The 25,225-nt window shown below is 59.2% G+C and carries 23 protein-coding genes, 1 tRNA gene and 2 pseudogenes; 12 read left to right on the forward strand and 14 right to left on the reverse strand.

Annotation, left to right across the window (positions count from 1 at the left end):
* Window positions 1-11: 11 nt before the first annotated feature.
* Both ACIPIN_RS10185 and glnT read right to left on the reverse strand, forming a co-directional pair.
* Window positions 12-917 (reverse strand): glutamine amidotransferase family protein, encoded by a 906-nt coding sequence (locus ACIPIN_RS10185; RefSeq protein ID WP_401118020.1) that lies wholly within the window; start codon window positions 915-917, stop codon window positions 12-14.
* A 72-nt stretch (window positions 918-989) separates the two neighbouring features.
* Window positions 990-2,324, reverse strand: a complete 1,335-nt coding sequence (gene glnT, locus ACIPIN_RS10190; RefSeq protein ID WP_401118022.1) for a type III glutamate--ammonia ligase — start codon at window positions 2,322-2,324, stop codon at window positions 990-992.
* Window positions 2,325-2,606: 282 nt separating this feature from the next.
* Here glnT and ACIPIN_RS10195 point away from each other — a divergent pair, with 282 nt between their 5' ends.
* The 7 genes from ACIPIN_RS10195 (at window position 2,607) to ACIPIN_RS10225 (ending at window position 10,248) form a co-directional block, all read left to right on the forward strand.
* Window positions 2,607-3,206, forward strand: a complete 600-nt coding sequence (locus tag ACIPIN_RS10195; protein WP_401118024.1) for a helix-turn-helix domain-containing protein — start codon at window positions 2,607-2,609, stop codon at window positions 3,204-3,206.
* 240 nt (window positions 3,207-3,446) lie between these two features.
* Entirely contained in the window at window positions 3,447-4,313 is an 867-nt protein-coding gene (purU, locus tag ACIPIN_RS10200; protein ID WP_401118026.1) for a formyltetrahydrofolate deformylase, read from the forward strand.
* Window positions 4,310-5,215, forward strand: a complete 906-nt coding sequence (gene folD / locus ACIPIN_RS10205) for a bifunctional methylenetetrahydrofolate dehydrogenase/methenyltetrahydrofolate cyclohydrolase FolD (protein ID WP_401118028.1) — start codon at window positions 4,310-4,312, stop codon at window positions 5,213-5,215. The genes purU and folD overlap by 4 nt, the downstream gene beginning before the upstream one ends.
* On the forward strand, window positions 5,197-6,438 hold the full coding sequence (locus tag ACIPIN_RS10210) for an FAD-dependent oxidoreductase (RefSeq protein ID WP_401118030.1): 1,242 nt from the start codon (window positions 5,197-5,199) through the stop codon (window positions 6,436-6,438). The genes folD and ACIPIN_RS10210 overlap by 19 nt, the downstream gene beginning before the upstream one ends.
* 13 nt (window positions 6,439-6,451) lie before the next feature.
* Window positions 6,452-6,754, forward strand: coding sequence for a sarcosine oxidase subunit delta (locus ACIPIN_RS10215; protein WP_401118031.1), 303 nt, complete (start codon window positions 6,452-6,454; stop codon window positions 6,752-6,754).
* Window positions 6,751-9,648, forward strand: coding sequence for a 2Fe-2S iron-sulfur cluster-binding protein (locus ACIPIN_RS10220; protein WP_401118033.1), 2,898 nt, complete (start codon window positions 6,751-6,753; stop codon window positions 9,646-9,648). The genes ACIPIN_RS10215 and ACIPIN_RS10220 overlap by 4 nt, the downstream gene beginning before the upstream one ends.
* Before the next feature lie 3 nt (window positions 9,649-9,651).
* Window positions 9,652-10,248, forward strand: a complete 597-nt coding sequence (locus ACIPIN_RS10225) for a sarcosine oxidase subunit gamma (protein ID WP_401118035.1) — start codon at window positions 9,652-9,654, stop codon at window positions 10,246-10,248.
* Window positions 10,249-10,649: 401 nt separating this feature from the next.
* Here ACIPIN_RS10225 and ACIPIN_RS10230 read toward each other — a convergent pair whose 3' ends face one another.
* The 4 genes from ACIPIN_RS10230 to ACIPIN_RS10245 form a co-directional block, all read right to left on the reverse strand.
* Window positions 10,650-11,480 (reverse strand): glycine betaine/L-proline ABC transporter ATP-binding protein, encoded by an 831-nt coding sequence (locus ACIPIN_RS10230; RefSeq protein WP_401118036.1) that lies wholly within the window; start codon window positions 11,478-11,480, stop codon window positions 10,650-10,652.
* Window positions 11,477-12,328 (reverse strand): ABC transporter permease, encoded by an 852-nt coding sequence (locus ACIPIN_RS10235; protein WP_401118038.1) that lies wholly within the window; start codon window positions 12,326-12,328, stop codon window positions 11,477-11,479. The genes ACIPIN_RS10230 and ACIPIN_RS10235 overlap by 4 nt, the downstream gene beginning before the upstream one ends.
* Before the next feature lie 70 nt (window positions 12,329-12,398).
* Entirely contained in the window at window positions 12,399-13,367 is a 969-nt protein-coding gene (locus ACIPIN_RS10240; protein WP_401118040.1) for an ABC transporter substrate-binding protein, read from the reverse strand.
* Window positions 13,368-13,454: 87 nt separating this feature from the next.
* A complete protein-coding gene (locus tag ACIPIN_RS10245) occupies window positions 13,455-14,267 on the reverse strand; it encodes a phytanoyl-CoA dioxygenase family protein (protein WP_401118042.1) in 813 nt (270 codons plus the stop codon).
* A 109-nt stretch (window positions 14,268-14,376) separates the two neighbouring features.
* On the opposite strand from ACIPIN_RS10245, the gene ACIPIN_RS10250 reads away from it, so the two are divergent.
* Complete coding sequence (locus tag ACIPIN_RS10250; RefSeq protein ID WP_401118044.1) at window positions 14,377-15,291, forward strand: LysR substrate-binding domain-containing protein; 915 nt, start codon at window positions 14,377-14,379, stop codon at window positions 15,289-15,291.
* Window positions 15,292-15,357: 66 nt separating this feature from the next.
* On the opposite strand, the gene ACIPIN_RS10255 is transcribed toward ACIPIN_RS10250, so the two are convergent.
* Window positions 15,358-15,798, reverse strand: a complete 441-nt coding sequence (locus tag ACIPIN_RS10255) for an amino acid ABC transporter permease (protein WP_401118046.1) — start codon at window positions 15,796-15,798, stop codon at window positions 15,358-15,360.
* 56 nt (window positions 15,799-15,854) lie between these two features.
* The gene (locus ACIPIN_RS10260) at window positions 15,855-16,769 is read right to left on the reverse strand and encodes a LysR substrate-binding domain-containing protein (RefSeq protein WP_401118048.1); all 915 of its coding nucleotides are present in this window, start codon (window positions 16,767-16,769) and stop codon (window positions 15,855-15,857) included.
* A 199-nt stretch (window positions 16,770-16,968) separates the two neighbouring features.
* Here ACIPIN_RS10260 and ACIPIN_RS10265 point away from each other — a divergent pair, with 199 nt between their 5' ends.
* From ACIPIN_RS10265 to ACIPIN_RS10280, 4 genes and pseudogenes are all read left to right on the forward strand, one after another.
* Window positions 16,969-17,718, forward strand: coding sequence for an SDR family NAD(P)-dependent oxidoreductase (locus ACIPIN_RS10265; RefSeq protein WP_401118050.1), 750 nt, complete (start codon window positions 16,969-16,971; stop codon window positions 17,716-17,718).
* A gap of 98 nt (window positions 17,719-17,816) precedes the next feature.
* Window positions 17,817-19,114 (forward strand): annotated as a pseudogene (locus tag ACIPIN_RS10270) (MFS transporter).
* Between the two features lie 18 nt (window positions 19,115-19,132).
* Entirely contained in the window at window positions 19,133-19,984 is an 852-nt protein-coding gene (locus ACIPIN_RS10275) for a transketolase (RefSeq protein ID WP_401118052.1), read from the forward strand.
* The gene (locus ACIPIN_RS10280) at window positions 19,977-20,999 is read left to right on the forward strand and encodes a transketolase family protein (protein WP_401118153.1); all 1,023 of its coding nucleotides are present in this window, start codon (window positions 19,977-19,979) and stop codon (window positions 20,997-20,999) included. The genes ACIPIN_RS10275 and ACIPIN_RS10280 overlap by 8 nt, the downstream gene beginning before the upstream one ends.
* 275 nt (window positions 21,000-21,274) lie before the next feature.
* On the opposite strand, the gene ACIPIN_RS10285 is transcribed toward ACIPIN_RS10280, so the two are convergent.
* The 6 genes and pseudogenes from ACIPIN_RS10285 to uvrY all read right to left on the reverse strand — a co-directional run bounded on the left by ACIPIN_RS10285 (window position 21,275) and on the right by uvrY (window position 25,144).
* Window positions 21,275-21,463: an OprD family outer membrane porin gene (locus ACIPIN_RS10285; protein ID WP_401118155.1), complete on the reverse strand. Its 189-nt coding sequence runs from the start codon at window positions 21,461-21,463 to the stop codon at window positions 21,275-21,277.
* A 42-nt stretch (window positions 21,464-21,505) separates the two neighbouring features.
* Window positions 21,506-21,685, reverse strand: a pseudogene (locus ACIPIN_RS10290) (integrase arm-type DNA-binding domain-containing protein); the annotation flags it as partial.
* 258 nt (window positions 21,686-21,943) lie between these two features.
* A tRNA-Gly gene (locus ACIPIN_RS10295) sits at window positions 21,944-22,019 on the reverse strand.
* 63 nt (window positions 22,020-22,082) lie between these two features.
* Window positions 22,083-22,643, reverse strand: coding sequence for a CDP-diacylglycerol--glycerol-3-phosphate 3-phosphatidyltransferase (gene pgsA, locus ACIPIN_RS10300; protein ID WP_401118053.1), 561 nt, complete (start codon window positions 22,641-22,643; stop codon window positions 22,083-22,085).
* Window positions 22,644-22,676: 33 nt separating this feature from the next.
* Window positions 22,677-24,500, reverse strand: a complete 1,824-nt coding sequence (gene uvrC, locus ACIPIN_RS10305) for an excinuclease ABC subunit UvrC (protein WP_401118055.1) — start codon at window positions 24,498-24,500, stop codon at window positions 22,677-22,679.
* A gap of 2 nt (window positions 24,501-24,502) precedes the next feature.
* Window positions 24,503-25,144: a UvrY/SirA/GacA family response regulator transcription factor gene (gene uvrY / locus ACIPIN_RS10310; protein WP_071555134.1), complete on the reverse strand. Its 642-nt coding sequence runs from the start codon at window positions 25,142-25,144 to the stop codon at window positions 24,503-24,505.
* Window positions 25,145-25,225: the final 81 nt, after the last annotated feature.

Raw genomic sequence — 25,225 nt, forward strand, 5'->3', positions numbered from 1 at the left:
GTGTGCGCTCCTTAAGCTGACTCGCGTTCCCAGATGTACAGGGTGGCTGGTGCCGGCTCCCAAATCCTGGCGTGTTCAATCCCCGGCAAACTCGACAGGGCCTGGTATTCGGAAGCCATGGCGACGTAGTCATCGGTCTCGGCGAGGATCGCCGGCTTGCAGGCGACCGGGTCGCGGATCACCGCGAAACCGTTGCGGGTGCCGATGGCGAAGGTGAAGAAACCGTCCAGATCCTCCAGCGAATGATCCAGCGCCTCTTTCAGCGAGTCGCCCTGCTGCAGGCGCCAGGTCAGATAGCCGGCGGCCACTTCGGTGTCGTTGTCGGTTTCGAAGTGGATACCTTCGCGCTTGAGTTCCTGACGCAGGCGGAAGTGATTGGACAGCGAGCCGTTGTGCACCAGGCACAGGTCGGCGCCGGTGGAAAACGGGTGGCTGCCTTCCATGGTCACTGCGCTTTCAGTGGCCATCCGGGTGTGCCCGATGATGTGGCTGCCCTTCATACCGGCCAGGCCGAAACGTTGGGAAATTTCCTGAGGCAAGCCCATGCCCTTGAGAATTTCGATGCTCTGGCCGGCGCTCATGATGCGCACGCTCGGCGCCAGTTCGGCGAGGGCCAGACGTACCAGGGCTTCCTCGGCGTTGACTTTGAGCACTGCGGCGCTGGCGTTCTGGAACCAGTCCAGCGAACAGCCAAGGCGCCCTTCCAGTTCGCTCATCAGGGCTTTCCAATCGAAGCCTTCGGTGGTCGCCTGCAGGGTCAGCTTGACCCAGCCATCCGCCACTTCATCACCATATATGGCGAAGCCGGCACTGTCCGGGCCACGATCGGTCATGGCCTGCAACATCGGTTCGAAGAGCTTGCCGAGCCGGGATTCCAGCTGCGGATTTTTCAGGTACAGACCTACGATTCCACACATATCAAGTCTCCTTCGGAGGCAGTGAACGCCCGACGCCGTGCCGAGTGCCCGAATGGTTGTCAAAGTGCACAGTCAGAAAAATTCGGTGTAGCGCTGGATCTCCCAATCGGAGACGTGACGGCTGTATTCCACCCATTCCATGCGCTTGAGCTTGATGAACTCGCCAACGATCTGCGGGCCCAGCACCTCGGCGAACAGCGGGTCGGCTTCCAGGGCGTCGCAGGCTTCCTTGAGGGATTGCGGCAGGGTCTTGATGCCCCGCGCAGCGATCTGTTCAAGGCTCAGGCTGTAGAGGTTTTCGTTGCAGACGTGGTCGATTTCCAGCTGACGGTCGATGCCGTCCAGGCCGGCGGCGATGATCGCGGCGCTGACCAGGTAGGGATTGCAACCGGCGTCCGGTAGGCGGAATTCGAGGCGGCCGTAAGGCACCCGAACCATTGCTGAGCGGTTGTTGGCGCCGAAGGCAATAAAGGCTGGCGCCCAGGTCGCGCCGGACAACGAGTTGCCGACCACCAGACGCTTGTAGGAGTTGACCGTCGGCGCGGCGAAGGCACAGAGCGCCGGGCCATGGGCGAGCAAACCGGCAGCGAAGTGATAAGCCATTTTCGACAGGCCCATGCCGCTCGGGTCGCTGGCGTCATGGAACAGATTCTTGTTGTCGGCGCTGCTGATCGACAGGTGAAAGTGCATGCCGTTGCCAGCGCGCTTGGGATCCGGCTTGGGCATGAACGAACAGATCATCCCCAGGTCATTGGCGATCTCGCCGGCGGCCATGCGGAAGAAGGTGAAGCGATCCGCCGAGGTCATGGCGTCGCTGTAGGTGTAGTTGATCTCGAACTGGCCGTTGGCGTCCTCGTGGTCGATTTGATAGACCTCGAAATCCACCTGCTGCAAGGCTTCGGTCAGCCGTTCGAGAAACACCCGGGAACGGGACAGGCCTTTGTAGTCGTAGCAAGGCTTGTCGAGGTTGTCGCTTGGGTCGACCAGTTGCAGCTTGCCGCTCTCATCGCGGCGCATCAGGTTGAACTCGGGCTCCAGACCGGTGTTGAGGGTCCAGCCCTTCTCCTCCAGGCGCCGCACCTGCTGTTGCAGCACATAGCGGCTGTCATACGGATGGGGTTTGCCGTCGACGTGACCGATGCACACCACCCGCCCATATCCCGGCTGCCAGGGCACCGGAGTCAGGGTCGACAAGTCGCCGCGGGCCATGAAGTCCGGTCCGTGGGGCTCCATCCCCATGCCGCTGATCGCGAACCCGGCAAAACCTGCCCCTTCCTCGGCCACCGCCTTGAGCCCACAGATCGGCACCGACTTGGTTTTTGCCGCACCGTGAATATCGACAAACTGCGCAAGCACGTACTTGATCCCGTGCTTGTCGATGATGCGCTGGGTTTCTGCTGGCAACATTGCTCGTCACTCCTCGCGAAAGGCAAAACAATTGTGGGTGGGCCTTAAGTTCTTTTTATTCCTAAAAAGAAAGTTAGTTTCCCAATAGGAATGCAAAGCCCTTGCCAGATTCGCGAGTGAAACGTCGATGCGCCGCAAAAGGCGCTTTTGTGCTGTATATATGGGAAAATTCTTTTCCCTGTGGGAATACCGCCGAATACCCGCGAGCCAAGACCCGCGATTTGCACTTTCTCAGTGCGAAACTAATATTACTGAACGGAAATCGTGCAGGACCTGATGACTATGTCGACCGAAACCGCCCCGCGCCTCAAGCTTGAGCAATACCTGGGAATGCAGATCAAGCGTCAGCGCCAGGCCCAGGATCTGAAACTGTCCGACGTGGCCAAAATTGCCGATATCAGCCAGGGCATGTTGAGCAAGATCGAAAACGCCCAGGTCTCCACCAGCCTCGATACCCTGAGCCGTCTGTGCGACGTGCTCGGCTTGCCGCTGTCCAAGTTGTTCAGCGAATACGACCAGCAAGGCGGCAGTGCGCTGCTGGTCAAGGCCGACCAGGGCATGGAAGTGGTGCGCCGCGGGACCGAGAAAGGTCATACCTACCATTTGCTCAACCACACCCGTGGGCCGAAGAAGAGCTTCGAGGCCTACATGGTCAGCATGGATGATGCCAGCGAGGAGTTTCCGACCTTCTCCCACCCAGGCACCGAATTCCTCCACCTGCTCGAAGGTGAATTGATCTATCGCCACGGCAACCAGCTGTACCGCATGGAGGCCGGTGACAGCCTGACGTTCGAAGGGGAAATCCCCCACGGCCCCGAACAACTGGTGCAAGTGCCGATCCGTCTGCTGTCGATCATGAATTACGGCAACGACAAAGAATAACGCCCCGCCTCCTCCCGCTTTGCCCCTGCCTTGAGGCCGACCCCGTCGGCCTCAAGTTATTTCCTGCCAATTAAAAAACTTTCACAAAATATCTGGACGCGGCGCGGGCATTCCCCTATAAAGCCAACTTCAGGAATATTTTATTCCCCATAAGAAAACTCGCTCATGGATGAGACCGCTGTCCGCTGATGTTTTTTTTCGCCCTGCGATGAGCTGCCGCCATCTTCCCGAGGACGTGTCATGCAACACGAAAAAAACCATTTCATTATCAAGATCACCTGCCCCGCGGTGTCCGGCATTGTCGCCGCCGTCACCACGTACCTGGCGGACAACGGATGCTACATCGGGGAGATGGCGCAATTCGACGACGATTTCAGCGGCCGGTTTTTCATGCGCGCGGTATTCCGTTTCAACGACGGTTTTCAGGGTGATATGCAACAGATCAAGGACGGCTTCAGTGACGTCGCCAGCGCTTTCGACATGAGCTGGGAGCTGCACGATACCCGCGAGCCGATGCGCGTGTTGCTGATGGTCAGCAAGTTCGACCACTGCCTGACCGACCTGCTGTACCGCTATCACAAGGGCGAGATGGACATGACCATCACCGCCATCGTTTCCAACCACCTTGACCTGCGCCCCATGGCCGAACGCGAGGGCATCCGCTTCATCTACCTCCCCGTGAACAAAGACACCAAGGCCCGGCAGGAAGCCGAGTTGATGAAGATCGTCGACGACACCGGCACCGAACTGGTGGTCCTGGCGCGCTACATGCAGATCCTCTCCGATGACCTGTGCAAGCAACTCTCGGGCCGGGCGATCAACATTCACCACTCTTTCCTCCCAGGCTTCAAGGGCGCCAAGCCTTATCACCAGGCCTACCAGCGCGGCGTGAAGCTGATTGGCGCCACCGCCCACTACGTCACAAGCGATCTCGACGAAGGGCCGATCATCGAGCAGGAAGTGCAGCGCGTCGACCACGTCTACCTGCCCGACGACCTGGTGGCCACCGGTCGCGACACCGAAACCGTGGCCCTGTCCAAGGCGGTCAAGTACCACCTGGAACACCGGGTTTTCCTCAACCAGGACAGAACGGTGATCTTCCGGTGAACGCGCCCAGACTGATTGACGGCAAAGCCGCCGCTGCCCGCGTGCTGGAACAGGTCCGCGAGGACGTGGCGAACCTGCGCGAGCGTGACATCCAACCGGCCCTGGCGGTGATTCTGGTGGGCAGCGACCCGGCCAGCCAGGTCTACGTGCGCAACAAAATCCTGCGCGCCAAAGAGGTGGGCATCCGTTCCCTGGAACATCGCCTGACGAGCGATACAAGTACTGAACAACTGCTCAACCTGATTGCCGGCCTGAATGCCGACCACTCGATCAACGGCATTCTCTTGCAACTGCCGTTGCCAGCCCATATCGACGAATTACGCGCCTTGCAGGCCATCGATCCGGGCAAGGACGTCGACGGTTTTCACAGTGAAAACGTCGGTGGCCTCAGCCAGGGTCGCGAGGTACTCGCGCCCTGCACCCCCAGCGGCTGCCTGTACTTGCTGGAGCAAACCTGCGGCGATCTGCGGGGCAAGCACGCGGTGGTCATCGGCCGCTCGAACATCGTCGGTAAACCCATGGCGGCATTGTTGTTGCAGGCCGACTGCTCAGTGACCGTGCTGCACTCGCGCAGCCTCGATGCGCAAGCCTTGTGCCGCCAGGCGGATATCGTCATCGCCGCCGTGGGCCGACCACGGCTGATCGACGCCAACTGGCTCAAGCCCGGCGCGGTGGTGATCGACGTCGGTATTAACCGCATCGACGATCAGGGTCGCAGCCGGCTGGTGGGCGACGTCGACTTCGACAGCGCTCTGACCCAAGTCGCAGCCATCACTCCGGTACCCGGCGGTGTCGGGCCGATGACCATCGCCTTTCTGATGAAAAACACCGTGACCGCGGCCCTTATGCAACACCAGGCCCAACGCAGCCAATCGGAGGCCGTATGCCATTCAATCTATTGAAGTACGGGCTGAGTTCGGAATACCCGGTCGAGGTGGACTTGCCGCCGCCCCGGGAACTCAAACCGAGCTATGACGTGGTGATCATCGGTGCCGGCGGCCATGGCCTGGCCACCGCTTATTACCTGGCCAAGTACCACGGCATCAGCAATATCGCAGTGCTGGAGAAATCCTACCTGGGCGGCGGCAATACCGCGCGCAACACTGCGGTGATCCGCTCCAACTACCTGACCAGCGAAGGCGTGCGCTTTTATGCCGAGTCGGTGCGGATGTTCCAGGCGCTGTCCAACGAATTCGACTTCAACATCATGTACTCCGAGCGCGGCCAACTGACCCTGGCCCACACCGATGCCACCGTGCGTTCGTTCCGCCAACGCGCCGAGGTCAACAAACACTTCGGCGGACGCACCGAGATGATCGACCGCCAGCAGATCCGTGAGCTGGTGCCCAGCCTCAATCTCGACCCCGGGCACTTGCCGGTGCTCGCTGGTCTCTGGCATATCGACGGTGCCACCGCACGCCACGACGCGGTGGCTTGGGGCTACGCCAAGCAGGCGGCCAAACGCGGCGTGGAAATCCACCAGCTCACCGAAGTCCAGGACCTGGTGATCGAGAACGGCGCCATCACCGCGGTCAAGACCAATCGCGGCACCATAAAATGCGGTTGCGCAGTACAGGCGATTGCCGGGCACAGCTCCTTGCTGATGGCCAAGGCCGGGATCCGTTCGCCGATCCAGACCTTCCCCCTGCAAGCGATGGTCACCCAGCCGTTCAAACCTTTTCTCGATCCGCTGGTGAGCTCCTCGGCCCTGCACTGCTACGTGCAGCAGACCAGCCGGGGCGAAGTGGTGTTCGGCGGTGGCTCCGACCCCTATCCGCTGTTCAATACGCGCTCCACGCTCGATTTGAAGGAAAGCCTGCTGGCCCACGCCATCGAGATGTTCCCGTTCCTGGCCAACGCCAAACTGATGCGCCAATGGGCCGGCATCACCGACATGACCCCGGACTACAGCCCGATCATGGGCCTGTCGCCGGTGAAAAATTACTACCTCGACGCTGGCTGGGGCACCTGGGGCTTCAAGGCCACGCCGATCTGCGGCAAGACCATGGCTGAGCTGGTCGCCAGCGGCGGCAAGGTGCCGGAGCTGATCAAGCCATTCGGCCTCGAGCGCTTCTCGACCTTCCAGCAAGTCAACGAAATGGGCGCCACAGCGGCCAGTCACTGACGGAGAGCGGACTATGAAAATCATGAATTGCCCGCTCAACGGGCCACGCAATATCAGCGAGTTCACCTATGGCGGTGAGTTCAAGCCCATGCCCGATCCGGTGACGTGCAGCGACGCCGAATGGGCCGACTACGTGTTCAACACCGACAACCTCGCCGGCGTGGTGCGCGAGTGGTGGATGCACACGCCGTCCAGTTACTGGTTTCTGGCGGAGCGCCACACCGTCAGCGATGAAATCCTGCGCACCTTCGGCCCCAAGGAACTCTTCACCACCCGTGTCGAATTCAGCGCAGCCGCCAAGGAGATCGCAGGATGAACCGTCTACCCGCCCCCATGGGCCTGCTGATCGACCGTAATCAGCCTCTCGATTTCAGTTTCGACGGCCAGCGCTATCAGGGCTTGCAAGGCGACAGCATCGCCAGCGCCCTGTTGGCCAACGGGCGTTTCCTGATCTCCCGTTCGTTCAAATATCATCGCCCGCGCGGCCCGCTGACCATGGCCGGCCAGGATGCCAACAGCCTGGTGCAACTGCCCGAGGAACCCAACGTTCTGGCCGACGCCCACGCATTGTCCGCAGGCTTGCAGGTCAGCGCACAGAACGTCAACGGCTCGCTGGATAACGACCGCGATGCCTACTTGGGCAAGTTCTCCAAATTCATGCCAGTGGGCTTCTACTACCGCTCGTTCTACAAGCCCAAGGGCATGTGGAAGGTCTGGGAACCGATCATTCGCAAGAAGGCCGGCCTCGGTGTGCTCGACCTGAAGTTCCAGCCCGAGTACTACGATAAGGCCTACCTGTTCACCGATCTGGCAGTGATCGGCGCGGGACCCGCCGGCCTTCACGCGGCCCTGACCGCGGCCAATGCCGGGGCCAAAGTCCTGCTGATCGAGCAGCAGCCAATTCTCGGCGGTTCGCTGACCTACGCCCGCTTTGACATCGCGGGCAAAAGGGCTGAAACCTTGCGTCGCGAGCTGTTGGCTGCGGTGGAACAACACACCAATATCCAGATCCTGACCCAGGCCACCTGCAACGCCTGGTTCACCGACAACTACCTGCCAGTGATTCAGGGCAAACGTATGTACAAGGTGCGCGCCCTCCAATGCCTGGTGTGCAGCGGCTCCTTCGATCAGCCGGTGATCTTTCGCAACAATGACCTGCCCGGCGTGATGCTGACCAGCGCCGCGCAACGGCTGATGAAGCTGTATGCGGTAAAACCCGGTAAACGCGCGGTGGTACTGACCGGCAACGATGACGGTTATCTCGCCGCCCTCGACCTGCATGACCAGGGCGTGGAAGTGCTTGCCCTGGTCGATCTGCGTAATGCGCCTGGAGATGAATCCCTGTTGCGGGCGCTGGCACAACGCAAGATCCCTTGCCAGAGCAACAGCACGGTATATGAAGCCCTGCACGAGAAGGGTATGCGTCATATCAACGGCGTCGACGTGCGCAAGATCACCGCCCAAGGTCAGGTTGCCACCAGCGGGCAACGCCTGGACTGCGACTTGCTGTGTATGTCCGCCGGTTACATGCCGGTCTATCAATTGCTGTGTCAGGCGGGCGGCAAACTGGCCTACGACGACCAGCGTGCCGAGTTCACCTTGAGTGGCCTGCCGAAAAACCTCACGGTCTCAGGCTCCGTCAATGGTCGTCACCATCTGGACAATGTGATCGCCGACGGAGTAAATGCTGGTGCCGACGCCGCGCTCGCGCTGGGCCTGTTGGTCGGAACCCAACGCGCCCCGTCCAGCAACGAGGCTCGGGTCAACTTCAACTGGCCAATCTTCCCCCACCCCAAGGGCAAGGATTTCGTTGACTTCGACGAGGACCTCCAAGTCGCCGATATCGTCAACGCGACGAAAATCGGCTACCGCGACGTGCAACTGGTCAAGCGCTACTCCACCGTCGGCATGGGCCCATCTCAGGGCCGCCACTCGGCTTTGCCGACCGCGCGCCTGGTGGCCTGGGCGACCCAACGCAACATCAGCGAAACCGGGGTCACCACGGCGCGACCGCCCTTCGTCGCGGAGAAACTGGCCCATGTCGCCGGCCGCGCCTTCGACCCGTACCGGCAGACGCCGATGCATGCCCGCCATCTGCAAGTCGGGGCGAAGATGATGCCCGCCGGCATCTGGCAGCGCCCGGCCTACTACGGTAGCGCCAAGGATCGCGAACAGTGCATGCAGGCCGAAGCCCTGCACGTGCGCAACAAGGTCGGCATCATCGACGTCTCGACCCTGGGCGGCCTGGATGTACGCGGCCCGGATGCCGCCGAGCTGCTCAACCGGATGTACACCTTTGCCTTCCTCAAGCAACCGATCGGCCGTTCCCGATATGCGCTGATGACCAACGAACACGGGGTGGTGATCGACGACGGGGTCTGCGCGCGGTTTGCCGAGAACCACTTTTACGTCACTGCCACCACCAGCGGCGTCGATCGGATCTATCAGCAAATGCTCAAGTGGAACGCGCAATGGCGCCTGGACGTGGATGTCGCCAACGTCACCGCAGCCATTTGCGCGGTCAACGTCGCCGGCCCCGACTCGCGCAAAGTGCTGGAGAAAGTCTGCACCGACCTCGATCTGAGCGCGGAAGGCTTCCCCTACCTGGGTGTACGCCAGGGCACAGTCGCCGGGATCAAGGCACGTTTGTTGCGGGTGGGTTTCGTCGGCGAATTGGGGTATGAAATCCACGTGCCGGCGCGCCATGGCCTCAAGCTTTGGGACGCCCTGATGGACGCCGGCAAGGCCCATGAGATCCGCCCCTTTGGCGTCGAAACCCAGCGTCTGCTGCGCCTGGAAAAAGGCCATGTGATCATCAGTCAGGACACCGACGGCATGACCCACCCGGCAGAAATTGACATGGGCTGGGCAGTCAGTCGCAGCAAGCCGTTCTTCGTCGGCCGGCGCTCGGTAGACATCCTCGAAGCCCAGCCACTGAAACGCAAACTCGTGGGTTTCACCCTACCCAAGGGCAGCCTGCAACCCCTTGAGGGGCACCTGGTGCTCAATGGCCCGGACATCAGCGGCAGCGTCACCTCCTGCGAGTATTCCACAACCCTTGGCACGATCATCGGCCTGGCCTACGCCGGCATCGACCAGAGCAACCCCGGCCAGCGGATTCCGATCCGCGTCGAAGGCGGCATCCTGCTCCAGGCCGAGGTGGTGCCATTGCCTTTCTTCGATCCCGACAACCAACGGCAGGAACTTTAAGCCATGACCAGCCTGAGAGAACAACGCCCCATCGGGCAGCATGCCCCTGCCCCGTTGCCGAGCTGCACACTCACCGACCTCCTCGACCTGCCCCGGGTCGGCTTTCGCGGCCGCCATAGCGCGGTGTACCTGCAAGGTCGGGACTTCGTCCTTCCGCACGCCCCCAACCGCGCCGTGCTCCAGGCCGACGGCAGTCAGGTGGCGCGCCTGTCCCAAACCGAGTACCTGCTGCTGGGCAGCCCCCTGGACCAGGGCCAACGCATCGCCGACGAAGAAGCCCGCTGGGAGCTGGACCAGCAGGCCAACTATCTGCTGCCGCGCCAGGACAGTCATACCTGCTTTCAGCTCAGTGGCGAACACCTCACGCAAGTTATGGCCAAACTCTGCGGTGTCGACCTCAGCGCCCAAGTTTTCGGCCCGGGTGCGGTGGCACAAACCTCGGCGGCGCGAATCAATGTGATAGTGATCAATTCCAGCACCGCTCAACTACCGAGCTTGCACATCCTCTGTGATCGGGCATCGAAGACCTACTTTCGTGAGGCCTTGCTGGATGCAATGCAGGAGTTTTCCGGGCTGGCAACGGAGGGGACAACACTCTGACGCTGGTAAAAACAGGGCTAGCCAGCGGCAGGTCAGGCTCGTTTGGATGGATGAGATTTTAACGGCGTCCAGTAAGGTGGGTACCACCAAACTGCGGTCTACCAAGCCCCGGATTTATGCACTAATAAACCGTGGTTGGCGGTAGTTTCGAGTGGAATTCACCATTTGTCCCGTCCTGAAACAGGTGTAAACCTTATTCAGGACGGGACACAGTGATGAAAAGTCGCATGTTGTGAGTAGACGTCTGAATGTCACTCCGAAAGCAGCCTGTGTTCGTCTGCTTTCAACATGGAGAGCGAAGGCCCGATCACCGGTGCCGAGTGAGGCAAGCTAGTTCAACAAGCCTGGAGTTGACGGCCCCCCGCCAAGGAGCGCGAAGAGTCGCTGCGCCTGGCCAGCCCTTACAAAGCGACCACGCGCCGCTGGACGAAACGATCGACATATTCGTCGGCGGGCGAATGTAGGATCTCCTTCGGCGTCCCGACCTGAATCAACTTGCCGTCCTTGAGAATCGCGATGCGATTGCCGATCCGCACCGCCTCATCCAAGTCATGGGTGATAAACACGATGGTCTTGTGCAGCGTCTTCTGCAGCTCCAGCAACTGATCCTGCATCTCGGCCCGGATCAACGGGTCCAGGGCACTGAACGCCTCGTCCATCAGAATGATGTCGGTGTCCGCCGCCAAGGCCCGGGCCAGACCCACACGCTGGCGCATACCGCCCGACAGCTGGTGCGGATACTTGTTCTCATAGCCCTTCAGGCCCACGGTATTGATCCAGTGCAAGGCGCGCTCGGCGCAGACCTCCTTGCTCTCGCCACGGACCTTGAGGCCGTAGGCGACGTTTTCCTGCACGCTCTTGTGGGGCAACAGGCCGAAGCTCTGGAACACCATACTGATCTTGTGCCGACGAAACTCGCGCAACGCCTCCATGTCGTGCTGGAGAATGTCCACGCCGTCCACCAGGATCGCGCCGCTGGTTGGGTCGATCAGGCGGTTGAAGTGCCGCACCAGGGTCGACTTCCCCGAACCGGACAGCCCCATGATCACAAAGATCTCGCCGCTGCCAATGGACAGCGACAGGTCGTTGACCCCGACCACGCAGCCGGTTTCGGCCAGGACCTGATCCTTGGTCTTCTTCTGGCGAGTCATGTTCAGTGCATCTTCAGTGCGGGCACCGTAGATCTTGAAGACGTTTTTGACTTCGATCTTGTTCATCCGTGCCATGCTCATTTGCTCACCTCATGCCGTGGCCGACCATAGGCCTGGGTAATGCGGTCAATCACCACCGCGAGAATCACGATCGCCAGGCCCGCTTCCAGGCCGCGTCCGACGTTGAGGGTTTGAATCCCAACAAGCACATCCTCACCCAAACCACGGGCACCGATCATCGAGGCGATCACCACCATCGACAAGGCCATCATGGTGGTCTGGTTGATCCCGGCCATGATGCTCGGCAGGGCCAGCGGCAGTTGCACGCCGAACAGCTGCTGCCAACGGTTGGCGCCAAAGGCATTGATCGCCTCCATGACCTCTCCATCCACCTGGCGGATACCCAGGTCGGTCAGACGGATCAGCGGCGGAGCGGCGTAGATGACCGTGGCGAAGATCGCCGGCACCTTGCCCAGGCCGAACAGCATCAGCACCGGAATCAGGTACACGAAGCTGGGCATGGTCTGCATGATGTCCAGCAGTGGCATCAGTACCGAACGCAGGCGATCGCTGCGCGCCGAGAGAATGCCCAGCGGAATGCCGATCAGTACCGAAATAAGCGTCGCCACCAGCATCAGGGCGAGGGTTTGCATCAGTTTGTCCCACAGGCCCACGGCCCCCACCAAAAACAGCAGGCCGACGATAACGGTTGTGGTGACCAGCTTGCGGGTGGCGTGCCAGGCAATACCGCCGACGATCACCAGCATCAACCACCAGGGCGTTGCGCGGAGCAGGCCCTCGAGGTTGACGATGGCCCACAGCAGGGTGTCGGAGATCTGCCGGAACACATCGCCGTAGTTGGTCACCAGTGCATCAACCCAACTGTTGACCCAGTCGGAGATGGAAAATGTGAAACGCTCGGGAAACATTGGAACCCTCGATCAAGTGGTTGAGGCAAACTTCCCGGCCAGCCTCTCGGTTAGCCGGGAGGTTGTCGACCTACAGAGCCGCGTTGATTTTCTTGACCGCGTCAGCGCTGACCCAAGCCTGCCAGACCTCCGGGTGCTCCTTGAAGAAGATCTTCGCCAGTTTGGGCGAGTCGATATGCTCCTTGCTCATTCGGGCCAGATTCTGGTTCAGCAGGTCGATCGGCAGATTGACCTTCTCCAGCACCGCGACCAGCTCTGGCGCCTGCTCATGGAAGGCCTTGGACAGCCCGACCTGGATGCTGATCTTCTTGTCGATACCTGGCTTCTCTTCCAGCTTGACCAGATCGACTTGACCCATCAACGGCGTCGGCGACCAGTAGTAGAAGAGGATCGGCTCGCCACGTTTGTAGCTCGACAGTACGGCGGCATCCAGGGCCGGGCCGGTACCCGGGCGGAAGTTCGTGTAGCTCGCTTCAAGCCCGTAACTTTTCAGCATCTCGCTGTTCTCCAGCTCGCAGGTCCAGCCGGCCGGGCAGTTGTAGAAACGGCCCTTGCTCGGCTCCTCCGGATCCTTGAACAGACCGGCGTAGCGGCTCAGATCGGCGATGTTCTTCAGCTCGGGCGCCTTGGACTTGAGGTTGCGCTTGGCATCCCCTTCGACCACATAACGCGGCACGTACCAGCCTTCGGTGGCGCCAATGATCGGCGCGCCGACACCCAGGACCTTGCCGCTTTTCGCCGCTTTGTTCCAGACGTCGCTGCGACCGATCCATTCTTCGGCCAACACTTGAATATCGTTGCTGCTCAAGGCGTTCTCCATGGTAATGGAGTTACCCGGCAAGGTGTCGATTGCACAGCCGTAACCGTCCTTGAGCACGATCTGCAACACCTCGGTGAGCAACATGCCGCTTTCCCAATTGAGCCCGGCGAATTTCACCGGTTTACCCGAGTCGCACCAACTGGCCGCCTGGCTCGTGGCACTACCGGCCAACAGACCGAGGGAAATCAGTGTGGCGGTAAGGTTTTTTTTGATTTTCACAATCGCACGCTCCAACACAGTGAACAGGATTATGGCAGTGCAAGTGTTCGCCACCTCAGTGGCGAACATCTGTTATCAACGTGAAGCTCAAACTCCTTGATGTATCGTCGGGAACCAATCTTCGCGCAGTCTCTGACCGGTCTGCATCGCATGCCCTGGATACGGTGGAGAGGTCCGTCCTGGACGCTCGAAGTAACGAATATCGTCGCCGAGCCAGCGCAGCGACAGCACCCTTCGACGCTGCGCCGAGGCATTGCCCCTGGCGCCATGTACCGTACGGAAATCGAACAACACCGCATCGCCGGGCTGCATCTCCCACTCGAGGACCTGCAGGCCCTCTTCCTTATCTGGATCGGGCGCATCGCGGTATCCGTCCGCATCCCGGTAAAAATCGCTTTGATCGGCCCAGTGGACGGGTTTTATCCCTTTCTCCCAACGGTGTGAGCCGGCAAGCAGGCGCAGTGTCGACTCGCGTACCGGGTCCACGGGGATCCAGAAACTGACGCTCTGGTGTCCTTCGACAAAGTAATAGGGGATGTCTTGGTGCCAGGGCGTGGCTTTCTGCGCCCCTGGTTCCTTGACCAGCACATGATCATGGAAAAACTGCGCCGAACGTGAACGCATGACGGCCGCAGCAACGGCGGCGGCAGGTGACTGTTGCACCGTTGCACGAAACTCTGGAATCCGCTGCCAGTTGCAATAGTCATCAAAAAAACCGCCCGGTTTGTCATCCTTCTCCACGTAGCGGCTGGCGTAAACGCCAGGCTCCGTCAGGTTGCGTTCAATGCCGGCGGCAATCGTCTCGATCCAATCAGTGAAAATACCGCGCAGGCAAACCGCGCCATCGCGCTGGAACGCTTCGATATCTTTTTCGTCAAGGGTGAATGCGCTGTGTGCCATAACCTGAAACTCCTTGAAGGAGGAAATAAATGTGGGCGCTGGACAAATATTTCACGGCACACAACAATGATAAAATAATAAGTATTGATGTATCACCAAAGAAAAACTTATGAAGTTCACCCTACGACAACTCCGTTACGCACTCGCTGCGGCCAAGCACGGCAATCTCACGCTGGCGGCCGAGGAGTTGCACGTTTCCCAGCCCTCGATCTCCACGGCTATTACCGAACTGGAGGTGCTATTCGGCCAACCGCTGTTTGTTCGCCAACGCGGGCTCGGCGTGTCCGTCACCCCCTTCGGCCGCACGGTGATGGCCCAGGCAAAACGCGTCCTGGCCGAAGCGCGAAGCTTTGCGGATATCGGCAGCAATTGCAGCGACTTTGCCGGGGAACTGGTGCTGGGCTGTTACGCGGACCTGGCGCCGTACTGCCTGCCGCAGATCCTGAGACACCTCCAACGCGACTATCCTCAGGTCACTGTCGATATGCGCGAAGGCAGCTTCGAATACCTGGGCAAGCGCCTTGCCGAAGGCGCCCTGGAGTTGGCGCTGACGTACGATCTCGGGTTGCCGGCCAACATGGAATGCGTAGAGCTGTGCCAGTTGACCGCCCATGCCCTGTTACCGGCCGATCACCCGCTGGCAAACGAGGCCCGTGTCAGTCTGGCGGCACTGAGCGAATGCAACCTGGTGGTGACGGATCAGATCCATAGCTGGCAGCATGTGCTGGATCTATTCAGCTTCCATGGACTCTCCCCCGCCAGCGTACAACGGACACACAGCTTCGAATTTCAACGCAGCCTGGTTGCCAACGGGTTCGGTGTGGCGCTGACCTATACCCGCCCCTATGGCGACCGTAGCTACGATGGTCAGCCCTTGGTCTGTCGCCCCATACGGGAAGAGCTGCCCGCCCAGCGCATTGTTCTGGCCTATGATCAGCGCTACCCGTTAACACCACCTGCCGAGGTGTTCAAAATGCAAGCGGTGGCCTGGTTCGCGGAACGACTACCGTTTGCGTCAAATTGAATATTGCGCAGGGCGCATCCGCATCCAGCGCTGCTCGTCCGGATAAAAACCGGACGAGCCATTGGCTCAATGCCTCGTTTTACGCTCCAGCAAACGCACGCCAAGTGACAGCGGATAACACAGAGCAAAGTAAATGACGCCGACGAGGATGTAGATCTCCAGCGACATGAAGTACACGCTACTCAAGTCCTGAGCCCGCAGCATCAAATCCGGCGCCGCGATCAGCGATGCCACTGACGTGTCTTTCAACAAGGAGATCGCCACGTTGCCGATTGGCGCCAGCACGATACGAATGGCCTGGGGCAACACGACCCAGCGCAACACCTTGAGATGAGGCATACCAATCGCCTTCGCCGCTTCCACCTGTCCCTTGGGCACCGCCTCCAGGCCCGAACGGTAAATCTCCGACAGATAAGCCGCCGCATTCAGCCCCAATCCGATCATCGCCGCCGGCAGCGACCTGTCCAGACTCGCATCGGGCCTTAACCAGATGCTCAGACGGTTCAAGCTTTAAGTCAGTGAAGCATCGACTCTTTCCCACCCTCACCGATCGAGAATGACCGTTAATAAGTAAAATCATGCCCCAGCTCGTTCTGCATCCACTCCAGAAAACGCCTCACACGGGGGAAGTTCGAGTGAGCCCTGGGAAAGACCAGGTGATGGGCGGTAATCGGAGCGCTCAGGTTCGGCATCACCTCGACCAAAGCGCCCGTTGCCAGATAATCCTGCGCCAGCAGCGTACTTTCCAGCGCAAAACCAAGCCCGTGACTGGCCGCCTCCAGCGTCATGTAAGAACGGTCGAAGCTCAGCGAGTAGGGTTTTTCGGGACGTGACAAGCCATGTTGTGCAAACAACTGTGGCCACTTGATCAGCGTTGCCTCCGACAGGATCAGATTGCTGTCCAGCAGATCCGCGACCGCCCGGATCGGGCGTTTTTCCAATAGTTTTGGCGAAGCCATGACCGCAATTTTTTCATTACCCACGGTACGAACTTCGAAGCTCGGCCAATTGGGCATCCCATGACGAATGTCGACATCGATCTTGTCTCGACTGAAGTGCAGTGATTCGTAGGAACACGAAAGGTTGAGCTGGATATCGGGATGGCTCTGGCGAAACTGCTCCAGACGGGGCATCAGCCACAGCAGGCCAAAGCTGGGCGAGGAATGCAGACGCAGACAATCAAGACTGACATCGCTGCTGGCGCGCTCGGTCGCCACGGCGAGGCTGTGCAGGATTCCGGAAACCTCCGTGAGGTATTGCTCGCCGACCGGCGTCAAGGTCACGCCCCGGGCCGTTCTGAAAAACAACTGTCGACCGATCATTGCCTCCAGTTTGGCCAACTGATGACTGACCGCCGAGGGGGTCAGATCGAGCAGTTCAGCAGCGCGAGCGACATTGCCGAAGCGAGCCGTCTGTTCGAAGGCCTGAATGGCTTTCAGGGGTGGAAGTATCGGAGATACATCGCCAGGTGAACGCATGATTATTGTTATTCCGCTGAAAAAGGTATAGGCCGGGCGTTTCAGCTATTCAAGCATCCAGCTACCTCGTTGGCGAGTGCTGAATTTTTTTCAGCACCCAGTGAGATTCGCGTTATTGCTCAAGGCGGGGCCGGAGAACAAGCTGAGCCATCGATTCGTTTCGGGTCGACCCAATAACAACAATCAGAGGTACCCTCCCATGCTTCTTCAAGGCAAGGTCGCGATCATCACCGGCGCAGCTTCAGTACGTGGCATTGGCCGCGCAACAGCGATCACTTTCGCGCAACAAGGCGCTCGCGTCGTGATACTCGATCTGGATGAGTCCGCCGCTCGTGATGCCGCTGCTTCCCTCGGCGAAGGTCATCTGGGTCTTGCGGCCAACGTCGCTGACGAATCGCAAGTTCATCAAGCCGTCGCCAAAATCATCGAGCACTTTGGCCGCATCGACATTCTCGTCAACAACGCCGGCATCACCCAACCCCTCAAGACCCTGGACATTCGCCCCTCCGATTACGACAAGGTGCTGGACGTCAGCCTGCGCGGCACCTTGCTCATGTCGCAGGCAGTGATTCCAACCATGCGTCAACAGTCGTCCGGCAGCATCGTGTGCATGTCGTCAGTGTCCGCTCAACGGGGGGGCGGCATTTTCGGTGGCCCCCATTACAGTGCCGCCAAAGCGGGCGTGTTGGGCCTAGCCAAAGCCATGGCGCGGGAACTGGGACCAGATAAGGTACGCGTCAACTCCATCGCCCCCGGTTTGATTCACACCGACATCACCGGCGGCCTGATGCAGGACGAGCGCCGCCACGCAATCATCGACGGTATTCCTCTGGGCCGTCTGGGTGAAGCCCAGGATGTGGCGAATGCCGCGCTGTTCCTCGCGAGCGACCTGTCCTCCTACCTGACTGGCATTACTTTAGATGTGAACGGCGGCATGCTGATTCACTGAGTACACCTGTCGGGCCTCACGGCCCGTGCGGTTCTGGATCGACGATGCAGCCGGGTCTCATGGCCTGGCGGTCAATAAAAACAAGAGATCAGACCATCATGACAACCCTGTCGCTCGAAGCGGTTTCGACCGTGCGCTCCAACGCCTACCGTAAAACCGCATGGCGCCTGATGCCTTTTCTGATGCTGTGCTATCTGTGCGCTTACCTTGATCGAGTCAACGTCGGCTTTGCCAAGCTGCAGATGATGAACGATCTGGCCCTCAGCGAAACAGTCTACGGACTGGGCGCAGGCATGTTCTTCATTGGGTATTTCCTTTGCGAAGTCCCGAGCAACATCGTTTTGCATCGGGTCGGTGCGCGTATCTGGATCGCGCGCATCATGATCACCTGGGGCATTGTCTCGGCCCTGTTCGCCTTCGTCGAAACGGCCTGGCAACTCTATGCGCTGCGCTTTCTGCTCGGCATCGCCGAGGCCGGCCTGGCGCCTGGTCTGTTGCTGTATTTGACCTATTGGTTTCCGTCCTATCGTCGCGCCCGTATGACCGTGCTGTGGTTTATTGCCATTCCGCTCTCCGGGATGGTGGGCGGCCCTCTCTCCGGCTGGATCATGAACCACTTCGCAGGTATGCACGGCTGGGCCGGCTGGCAATGGATGTTCGCTCTGGAGGCGGTTCCCACCATTGTTGTCGGATTGCTGGTGCTGAGTTACCTCAAAGACGGCGTGCATCAGGCCACCTGGCTCGACGACGAAGAGAAAGCGCTCATCAGCCGGGAGCTGGCCGAGGACGAACAAAAGAAAGTCACGCACGCCTCACCCGCTGCGTTCATTCGCGACCGGCGTCTCTGGTTGCTGGCGGCCATCTACTTCTGTGTCGTGATGGGGCAATACGCGATCACCTTCTGGCTGCCCACCCTGGTGCGTAATGCGGGGGTTTCCGATCCACTGAAAATCGGCCTGCTGACCAGCCTGCCCTACCTCTGCGCGATTGTGGCCATGCTGCTTGCCGGGCGCAGTAGCGACAATAATCGCGAGCGCCGCTGGCATCTCATTGTGCCGATGATCGCGGGGGCCATCGGGCTGAGCCTGGCGGCTTTGATGGGGGAAGTGTGACGCTCTCCATTCTCAGTCTTTGCCTCGCCGCCTCCGGAATTCTGTCCGCGACGTCGCTGTTCTGGATGTTACCCACCACGCTGCTCGGTGGCGTATCCGCTGCCGCGGGCATCGCGGCCGTCAACAGCTTTGCCAACCTTGCGGGTTTCTGCTCGCCTTATCTGATCGGCTGGGTCACCACCGTGACCGGCTCCAGCGCCATTGGCATGTATCTGATCACCGGCGTACTGGTCGGCGGCGCCTTGTTGGTGCTGCGCGTTCCCGCCGCCCTGGTCAATCGTTGAGTTAACGGAGCTTTCACCATGACTACTAGTCCTTCATACGTTTCATCCAAAACCCTGGTGGACCGCGTCCACAATATTCGCCGCCACGCGCTGCGAATGGGTCAAGTCCAGGGACAAGGCTATGTCGGCCAAGCCCTGGGGGCCGCCGACCTGCTGGCAGTGTCCTACTTCCACGCGCTGAGCTATCGGCCCGAAGACCCCGAATGGGAAGAGCGCGATCGCTTCTACCTCTCGATCGGCCACTACGCGATTGCACTGTATGCGGCATTGATCGAAGCGCAAATCATCCCGCTCGATGAGCTTGAAACCTACGGATCGGACGACAGCCGCCTGCCCATGTCGGGCATGGCCACCTACACCCCGGGAATGGAAATCACCGGAGGGTCACTCGGCCAGGGCCTGGGCATCGCGGTAGGTGCCTGCCTGGGCCTGAAGCGCAAAGGATCGCCCTCCTTCGTCTACAACCTGCTATCGGACGGCGAACTGAATGAAGGTTCGACCTGGGAAGCGGTGATGTCGGCTTCGCATTGGAAACTCGACAACCTGATCGCGATTGTCGACGTCAACAACCAGCAAGCCGATGGCTACTCGAGTGAAATCCTCTCGTTCGAGCCGATCGTCGATCGCTGGCAGGCGTTTGGTTGGTTCACCCAGCGAGTCGATGGCAATGATCTTGATACATTGGTCAGCGCATTCGACGCCGCCCGCAGCCATCCTGGAACCCAACCACGCGTCATCATCTGCGATACCCGCATGGGCAAGGGCGTGCCGTTTCTGGAAACCCGCGAAAAGACACATTTCATCCGCGTGGAAGAACACGAATGGGATCTGGCACTGAACAACCTTGAAGAAGGAAAAAACAATGAGTAACGCAGCTAGCACGTCGACTTCTACTGGCGAACCGGCAAAAAAGCGCCTGACCACCTCGGCGATGATCGCGTCGATTGCCTCTGAAGGCCAAGCCACGAAATCCGCGCCTTTTGGACATGCGTTAGCCGCGCTGGCGGATCAGCGTTCAGATATCGTTGGTATGTCCGCAGATTTGTCCAAGTACACCGATCTTCACATTTTCGCCAAGGCCCATCCGGATCGTTTCTATCAAATGGGGATGGCTGAGCAGCTCCTTATGAGTGCGGCAGCGGGGATGGCACGCGAAGGCTTCGTACCTTTCGCCACGACCTACGCCGTGTTTGCCTCTCGCCGAGCTTATGACTTTATCTGCATGGCGATTGCCGAGGAAAATCTCAACGTCAAAATCGTCTGTGGATTGCCTGGCCTCACGACCGGCTATGGCCCAAGCCACCAGGCCACAGACGACCTGGCGATTTTCCGCGCCATGCCGAACCTGATGATCGTCGATCCGTGCGACGCGCTGGAAATCGAACAGGCAGTGCCGGCCATTGCCGCGCATCAAGGGCCCGTCTACATGCGTTTGTTACGCGGGAATGTGCCGCTGGTGCTGGATGAATACGGCTACAAATTCGAGATCGGCAAGGCCAAGACTCTTCGCACCGGCAACGATGTTTTGATCATCTCCACGGGCTTGATGACGATGCGCGCACTGGAAGCTGCCAAGCAGCTGCAGGCCGACGGGGTTGATGTCGCCGTGCTGCACGTGCCGACGATCAAGCCCCTGGATGAACAGACCATTCTCGCTGAAGCGAAGAAGTCCGGTCGATTGGTGGTGACTGCAGAGAACCACTCCATTATCGGCGGACTGGGTGAAGCCGTTGCCGGGGTGTTACTGCGCAATGGGGTGACACCGACCTTCAGGCAAATCGCATTGCCTGATGCGTTTCTGGATGCTGGCGCCTTACCGACGCTGCATGATCGCTACGGAATTTCGACTCAGGCTGTCAGCGCTCAGATCAAAGCCTGGCTTTGACCGCAGACATCGGCAGCCGCCGCAACTGCAGATTCAAGCGAACGGATTGAACCCTTGAATCTGCAGCCAGATAGCGACCTCTGGAGACAGTGGTCGCTATTGATTTACGTACTAGCCCCCTGCCCCGCAAGCCTCGACACCGCAACGCCGCACGCAACCCGGCCACGCCGTTCTCTTCAGGTGAACCTGACAGTGTCATCAAATGCTCAGACAGATTTTTCCAAAATGAGCATCTGGCTCTTCATAACATCAGGTAAGGCAAAAACAAGCGAGGATCAGAACAGATCCACGGTGTACGTCAGGTACACCCGATTTTCGTCCAGGTTCCGCTGGCTCACCACGCTACTGCGCAGCATCGCGTTGCGCCATTGCACACCGAAGCCACGCAACATCGGGCTCTGGAATGCATACCCAATCATGAAGTCACGCGTCCACTCATGCTGGTCGCCTTGATCGGACTTGATCTGGCTCCCACGCTACTAGGTCGCCTGGGTCGTCAGCCCCGGCAAGCTCAGCCTGCGGAACTCGACCCACTGATTGAACACCGCTTCGAAGGTATGCTCTGCCGCGCTACGAACAGCACGGTGTTGCTGTTTACGGTGCTCATAGGGATTGATGCCTTGGGCAACCAAGGCACGTGCCTCATCACGACGGATACGCGCTTCTTTGAGGCTGATTTGCGGCTTGCAAGTGTCTTGTAGCCGCTGCCGAAGGCTGCGCCAAGGTCCGAAGGACCTTCTTGCGAGAGCTCCGAAGGATCTTTCGCAGCCAAAAGCACGACCGCTTCGCGCTCGAGCGCAGCCTGTCGAGCGGCTACAGGATTTGCGCAGTCATCTGGTTTTCATGACTGACTAGTATTAGGCCAAAGCCTCTTTTCTCAATGCCAGACACAAATCACGCGCAAACAAAAACGCCACTCTATTGAGTGGCGTTTTTGTGAATCTTGGAGCGGGAAACGAGACTCGAACTCGCGACCCCGACCTTGGCAAGGTCGTGCTCTACCAACTGAGCTATTCCCGCGTCTTGGTGTGGCGCATTTTATAGAATTTAGAAGTCCCGTCAACCCCTTGATTCAAAAAAGTTTTATTTTTTTTCCACATCGGTTTTCAGATGCGGCCAGGCAGCACGTAGATACTGCACCATCGACCACAACGTCAGGCCTGCGGAGATCATCAGCAAGGCATAACCCACCAGAACCCAAAAGCTGAAGTCAGACGGATTGGCCAGAAGGATCACCAGCGCCAGCATCTGCGCAGCGGTTTTCCATTTGCCCAGGTTCGATACGGCAACATGCGCACGCGCACCCAATTCGGCCATCCACTCTCTGAGAGCAGAAACCACGATTTCACGACCGATGATTACTGCTGCCGGTAATGTCAGCCACACATTACCGTGCTCTTGCACCAGCAGCACCAGCGCCACTGCGACCATCAGTTTGTCGGCTACCGGATCGAGAAACGCCCCGAACGGTGTGCTTTGTTCCAGGCGGCGGGCCAAATAGCCATCCAGCCAGTCCGTCGCCGCAGCGAACGCGAAGACCGAGGCGGACGCCAGGTAGCTCCATTGGTATGGCAGGTAGAACAGCAAAATGAAGATCGGGATAAGCAGAACACGTAGAACGGTAATCAGATTAGGGATATTCATCGGCACAACTGGCTACGAGGTGAGTTGGGCATTCTACTCGCTGTGCAGGTTTGCATAAATCAACTCAGCGAGCTTTTTACTGATCCCCGGTGCTTTGGCGATCTCTTCGATGCTTGCACGAGACAGCTCCTGCAATCCACCAAAATGTTTCAACAGATCACGCCGCCGTGTCGGCCCTACCCCGGCAACGCCTTCGAGCGTCGAAGTGCGACGAGTTTTCCCACGTCGCGCGCGGTGACCGGTAATTGCAAAACGGTGGGCTTCATCGCGGATCTGCTGGATCAAGTGCAGCGCTGGAGAATCTCCGCGCAAGGTGAACTCATGCGCGGCGTCATTAAGATAGAGTGTTTCAAACCCGGCCTTGCGCGTTGCACCTTTGGCCACGCCCAGAAGGATCAGGTCGGGCACGGCCAGCTCGTTGAGCACATCACGCGCCATCGATAGCTGCCCCTTGCCGCCGTCCACCAACAATATATCCGGCAACTTGCCCTCGCCGTCCTTCAGCTTGCTGAAGCGTCGAGTCAGCGCCTGATGCATCGCCGCGTAGTCATCGCCCGGCGTGACACCTTCGATATTGTAGCGGCGGTAGTCGGACTTCAGCGGCCCTTCGGGACCAAACACCACGCAGGACGCTACAGTCGCTTCGCCGCTGGAGTGGCTGATGTCATAGCACTCCAGCCGTTGCGGCGGCTCATCCAGGTCAAGTACTTGCGCCAAGGCTTCAAACCGTGCGGCAACGTGCTGACGATTGGCCAGCCGCGCCCCAAGCGCCTGCTCGGCATTGGTCACGGCCAGTTGCTGCCAACGTGCTCGCGTGCCGCGAACCCGATGACTGATGGTCAACTCGCGACCACGCAGCTCTTCGATGGCCGCAATCAGGGTCGGGAAGTCTTCGTGGACCACATTGACGATCAATTCGCTTGGCAAGTCGCGCTCGGGACTGCTGATGAAGTACTGGCCAAGAAACGCCGCCATAACCTCGGCAACATCCTCTTCAATACCCACCTGCGGGAAAAAGTTCTTGCTGCCCAGCACTCGTCCACCGCGCACACTGATCAAATGAACACAGGCACCGCCCGGATTGATAAATGCCGCAATGACATCGACATCCCCCGTTCCGCCTTCCATGCTCTGTTGATCCTGCACCCGGCGCAGCAAAGAAATCTGATCCCGCAGCTCGGCCGCCCGCTCGAAATCGAGGGTGCTCGCCGCCTGTTCCATGCCCGCGGACAGTTCGTCTGTCAGCGCATTGCTGCGACCTTCGAGGAACATCACCGAGTGACGCACATCCTCGGCGTACACCTGCGGCTCGACCAGGCCGACACAGGGCGCCTTGCAACGTTTGATCTGGTACTGCAAGCAGGGCCGCGTGCGGTTTTTGTAGTAGCTGTCTTCGCACTGACGAACAAAAAAGGTCTTTTGCAGCAGGCTCAGACTTTCACGGATCGCGCCCGCGCTAGGATAAGGACCGAAGTATTTGCCCTTCAGCTTTTTTGCGCCGCGATGGATGCTCAGGCGTGGGAAATCACCATCCGAAAGAAACACATACGGATAGGACTTATCGTCTCGCAGGAGAATATTGTATGGCGGCCGCCACTCTTTGATCAGCGTCTGTTCAAGCAGCAGTGCTTCGGTTTCGTTGGCGGTGATGGTGGTTTCGATTTGGGCAATACGCCCCACCAGCGCAGCCGTTTTGGGTGCCAGGCCGGTCTTGCGGAAATAACTCGCCAGACGCTTTTTCAGGTTCTTGGCTTTGCCCACATACAGCAGGCGCGCACCGCTGTCGAACATGCGATACACACCGGGGCGCCCACTGACGGTCGATAGAAAGGCGCTTGGATCAAACGGGTCGGCCATTGTCAGAGGCTGGCATCGACCATGCCGTGACGAACCGCCAACAGCGTCAACTCTACATCGCTGCTGATCGAAAGCTTCTCGAAAATGCGGTAACGGTAGGTGTTCACGGTTTTTGGCGACAGGCATAGCTTGTCGGAAATGATCTGAACCTTCTGGCAGCCGACAATCATCAGGGCGATCTGGATCTCCCTCTCTGACAGCGCGTCGAAGGGCGAATCATTACTTGGCTGGAACGATTTGATCGCCAATTGCTGAGCAATTTGCGGGCTGATGTAACGTTGCCCGGCAAATACCAGGCGAATCGCCTGCACCATTTCATTGAGCCCGGCGCCCTTGGTCAGATAGCCCGCAGCGCCCGCCTGCAACAGCCGGGTAGGAAACGGATCTTCCTCGCACACGGTGACCGCGACGACTTTGATATCCGGATGGCTACGCAATAACTTGCGCGTGGCTTCAAGACCGCCGATCCCAGGCATCTTGACATCCATCAGCACCACATCCGGTTTCAACTCACGCGCTTTAAGCAGGGATTCCTCCCCCGACTCAGCCTGGCCGACTACTTGCAGGCCATCGATGTCAGCCAGCATTCGTGTAATACCTGTACGAACGAGATCATGGTCATCGACTACTAGCACCCTAATCAAGCAGACACCTCGCGATATAGTCTTATTGGTTGCCGAACACCTTAGCAAAAAGCATCCGGCAGACCTAGCAGCAAGCGCTAT

This window comes from Pseudomonas sp. NPDC087697 (assembly GCF_044743155.1).
GTDB lineage: Bacteria > Pseudomonadota > Gammaproteobacteria > Pseudomonadales > Pseudomonadaceae > Aquipseudomonas.

What these genes read in the sequence shown, in the direction of transcription:
- ACIPIN_RS10185 (WP_401118020.1), bottom strand. Translation starts at nt 917, where the DNA reads ATGTGTGGAATCGTAGGTCTGTACCTGAAAAATCCGCAGCTGGAATCC.
- glnT (WP_401118022.1), bottom strand. Translation starts at nt 2,324, where the DNA reads ATGTTGCCAGCAGAAACCCAGCGCATCATCGACAAGCACGGGATCAAG.
- ACIPIN_RS10195 (WP_401118024.1), top strand. Translation starts at nt 2,607, where the DNA reads ATGTCGACCGAAACCGCCCCGCGCCTCAAGCTTGAGCAATACCTGGGA.
- purU (WP_401118026.1), top strand. Translation starts at nt 3,447, where the DNA reads ATGCAACACGAAAAAAACCATTTCATTATCAAGATCACCTGCCCCGCG.
- ACIPIN_RS10210 (WP_401118030.1), top strand. Translation starts at nt 5,197, where the DNA reads ATGCCATTCAATCTATTGAAGTACGGGCTGAGTTCGGAATACCCGGTC.
- ACIPIN_RS10215 (WP_401118031.1), top strand. Translation starts at nt 6,452, where the DNA reads ATGAAAATCATGAATTGCCCGCTCAACGGGCCACGCAATATCAGCGAG.
- ACIPIN_RS10220 (WP_401118033.1), top strand. Translation starts at nt 6,751, where the DNA reads ATGAACCGTCTACCCGCCCCCATGGGCCTGCTGATCGACCGTAATCAG.
- ACIPIN_RS10225 (WP_401118035.1), top strand. Translation starts at nt 9,652, where the DNA reads ATGACCAGCCTGAGAGAACAACGCCCCATCGGGCAGCATGCCCCTGCC.
- ACIPIN_RS10230 (WP_401118036.1), bottom strand. Translation starts at nt 11,480, where the DNA reads ATGAGCATGGCACGGATGAACAAGATCGAAGTCAAAAACGTCTTCAAG.
- ACIPIN_RS10235 (WP_401118038.1), bottom strand. Translation starts at nt 12,328, where the DNA reads ATGTTTCCCGAGCGTTTCACATTTTCCATCTCCGACTGGGTCAACAGT.
- ACIPIN_RS10245 (WP_401118042.1), bottom strand. Translation starts at nt 14,267, where the DNA reads ATGGCACACAGCGCATTCACCCTTGACGAAAAAGATATCGAAGCGTTC.
- ACIPIN_RS10250 (WP_401118044.1), top strand. Translation starts at nt 14,377, where the DNA reads ATGAAGTTCACCCTACGACAACTCCGTTACGCACTCGCTGCGGCCAAG.
- ACIPIN_RS10260 (WP_401118048.1), bottom strand. Translation starts at nt 16,769, where the DNA reads ATGCGTTCACCTGGCGATGTATCTCCGATACTTCCACCCCTGAAAGCC.
- ACIPIN_RS10265 (WP_401118050.1), top strand. Translation starts at nt 16,969, where the DNA reads ATGCTTCTTCAAGGCAAGGTCGCGATCATCACCGGCGCAGCTTCAGTA.
- ACIPIN_RS10275 (WP_401118052.1), top strand. Translation starts at nt 19,133, where the DNA reads ATGACTACTAGTCCTTCATACGTTTCATCCAAAACCCTGGTGGACCGC.
- ACIPIN_RS10280 (WP_401118153.1), top strand. Translation starts at nt 19,977, where the DNA reads ATGAGTAACGCAGCTAGCACGTCGACTTCTACTGGCGAACCGGCAAAA.
- pgsA (WP_401118053.1), bottom strand. Translation starts at nt 22,643, where the DNA reads ATGAATATCCCTAATCTGATTACCGTTCTACGTGTTCTGCTTATCCCG.
- uvrC (WP_401118055.1), bottom strand. Translation starts at nt 24,500, where the DNA reads ATGGCCGACCCGTTTGATCCAAGCGCCTTTCTATCGACCGTCAGTGGG.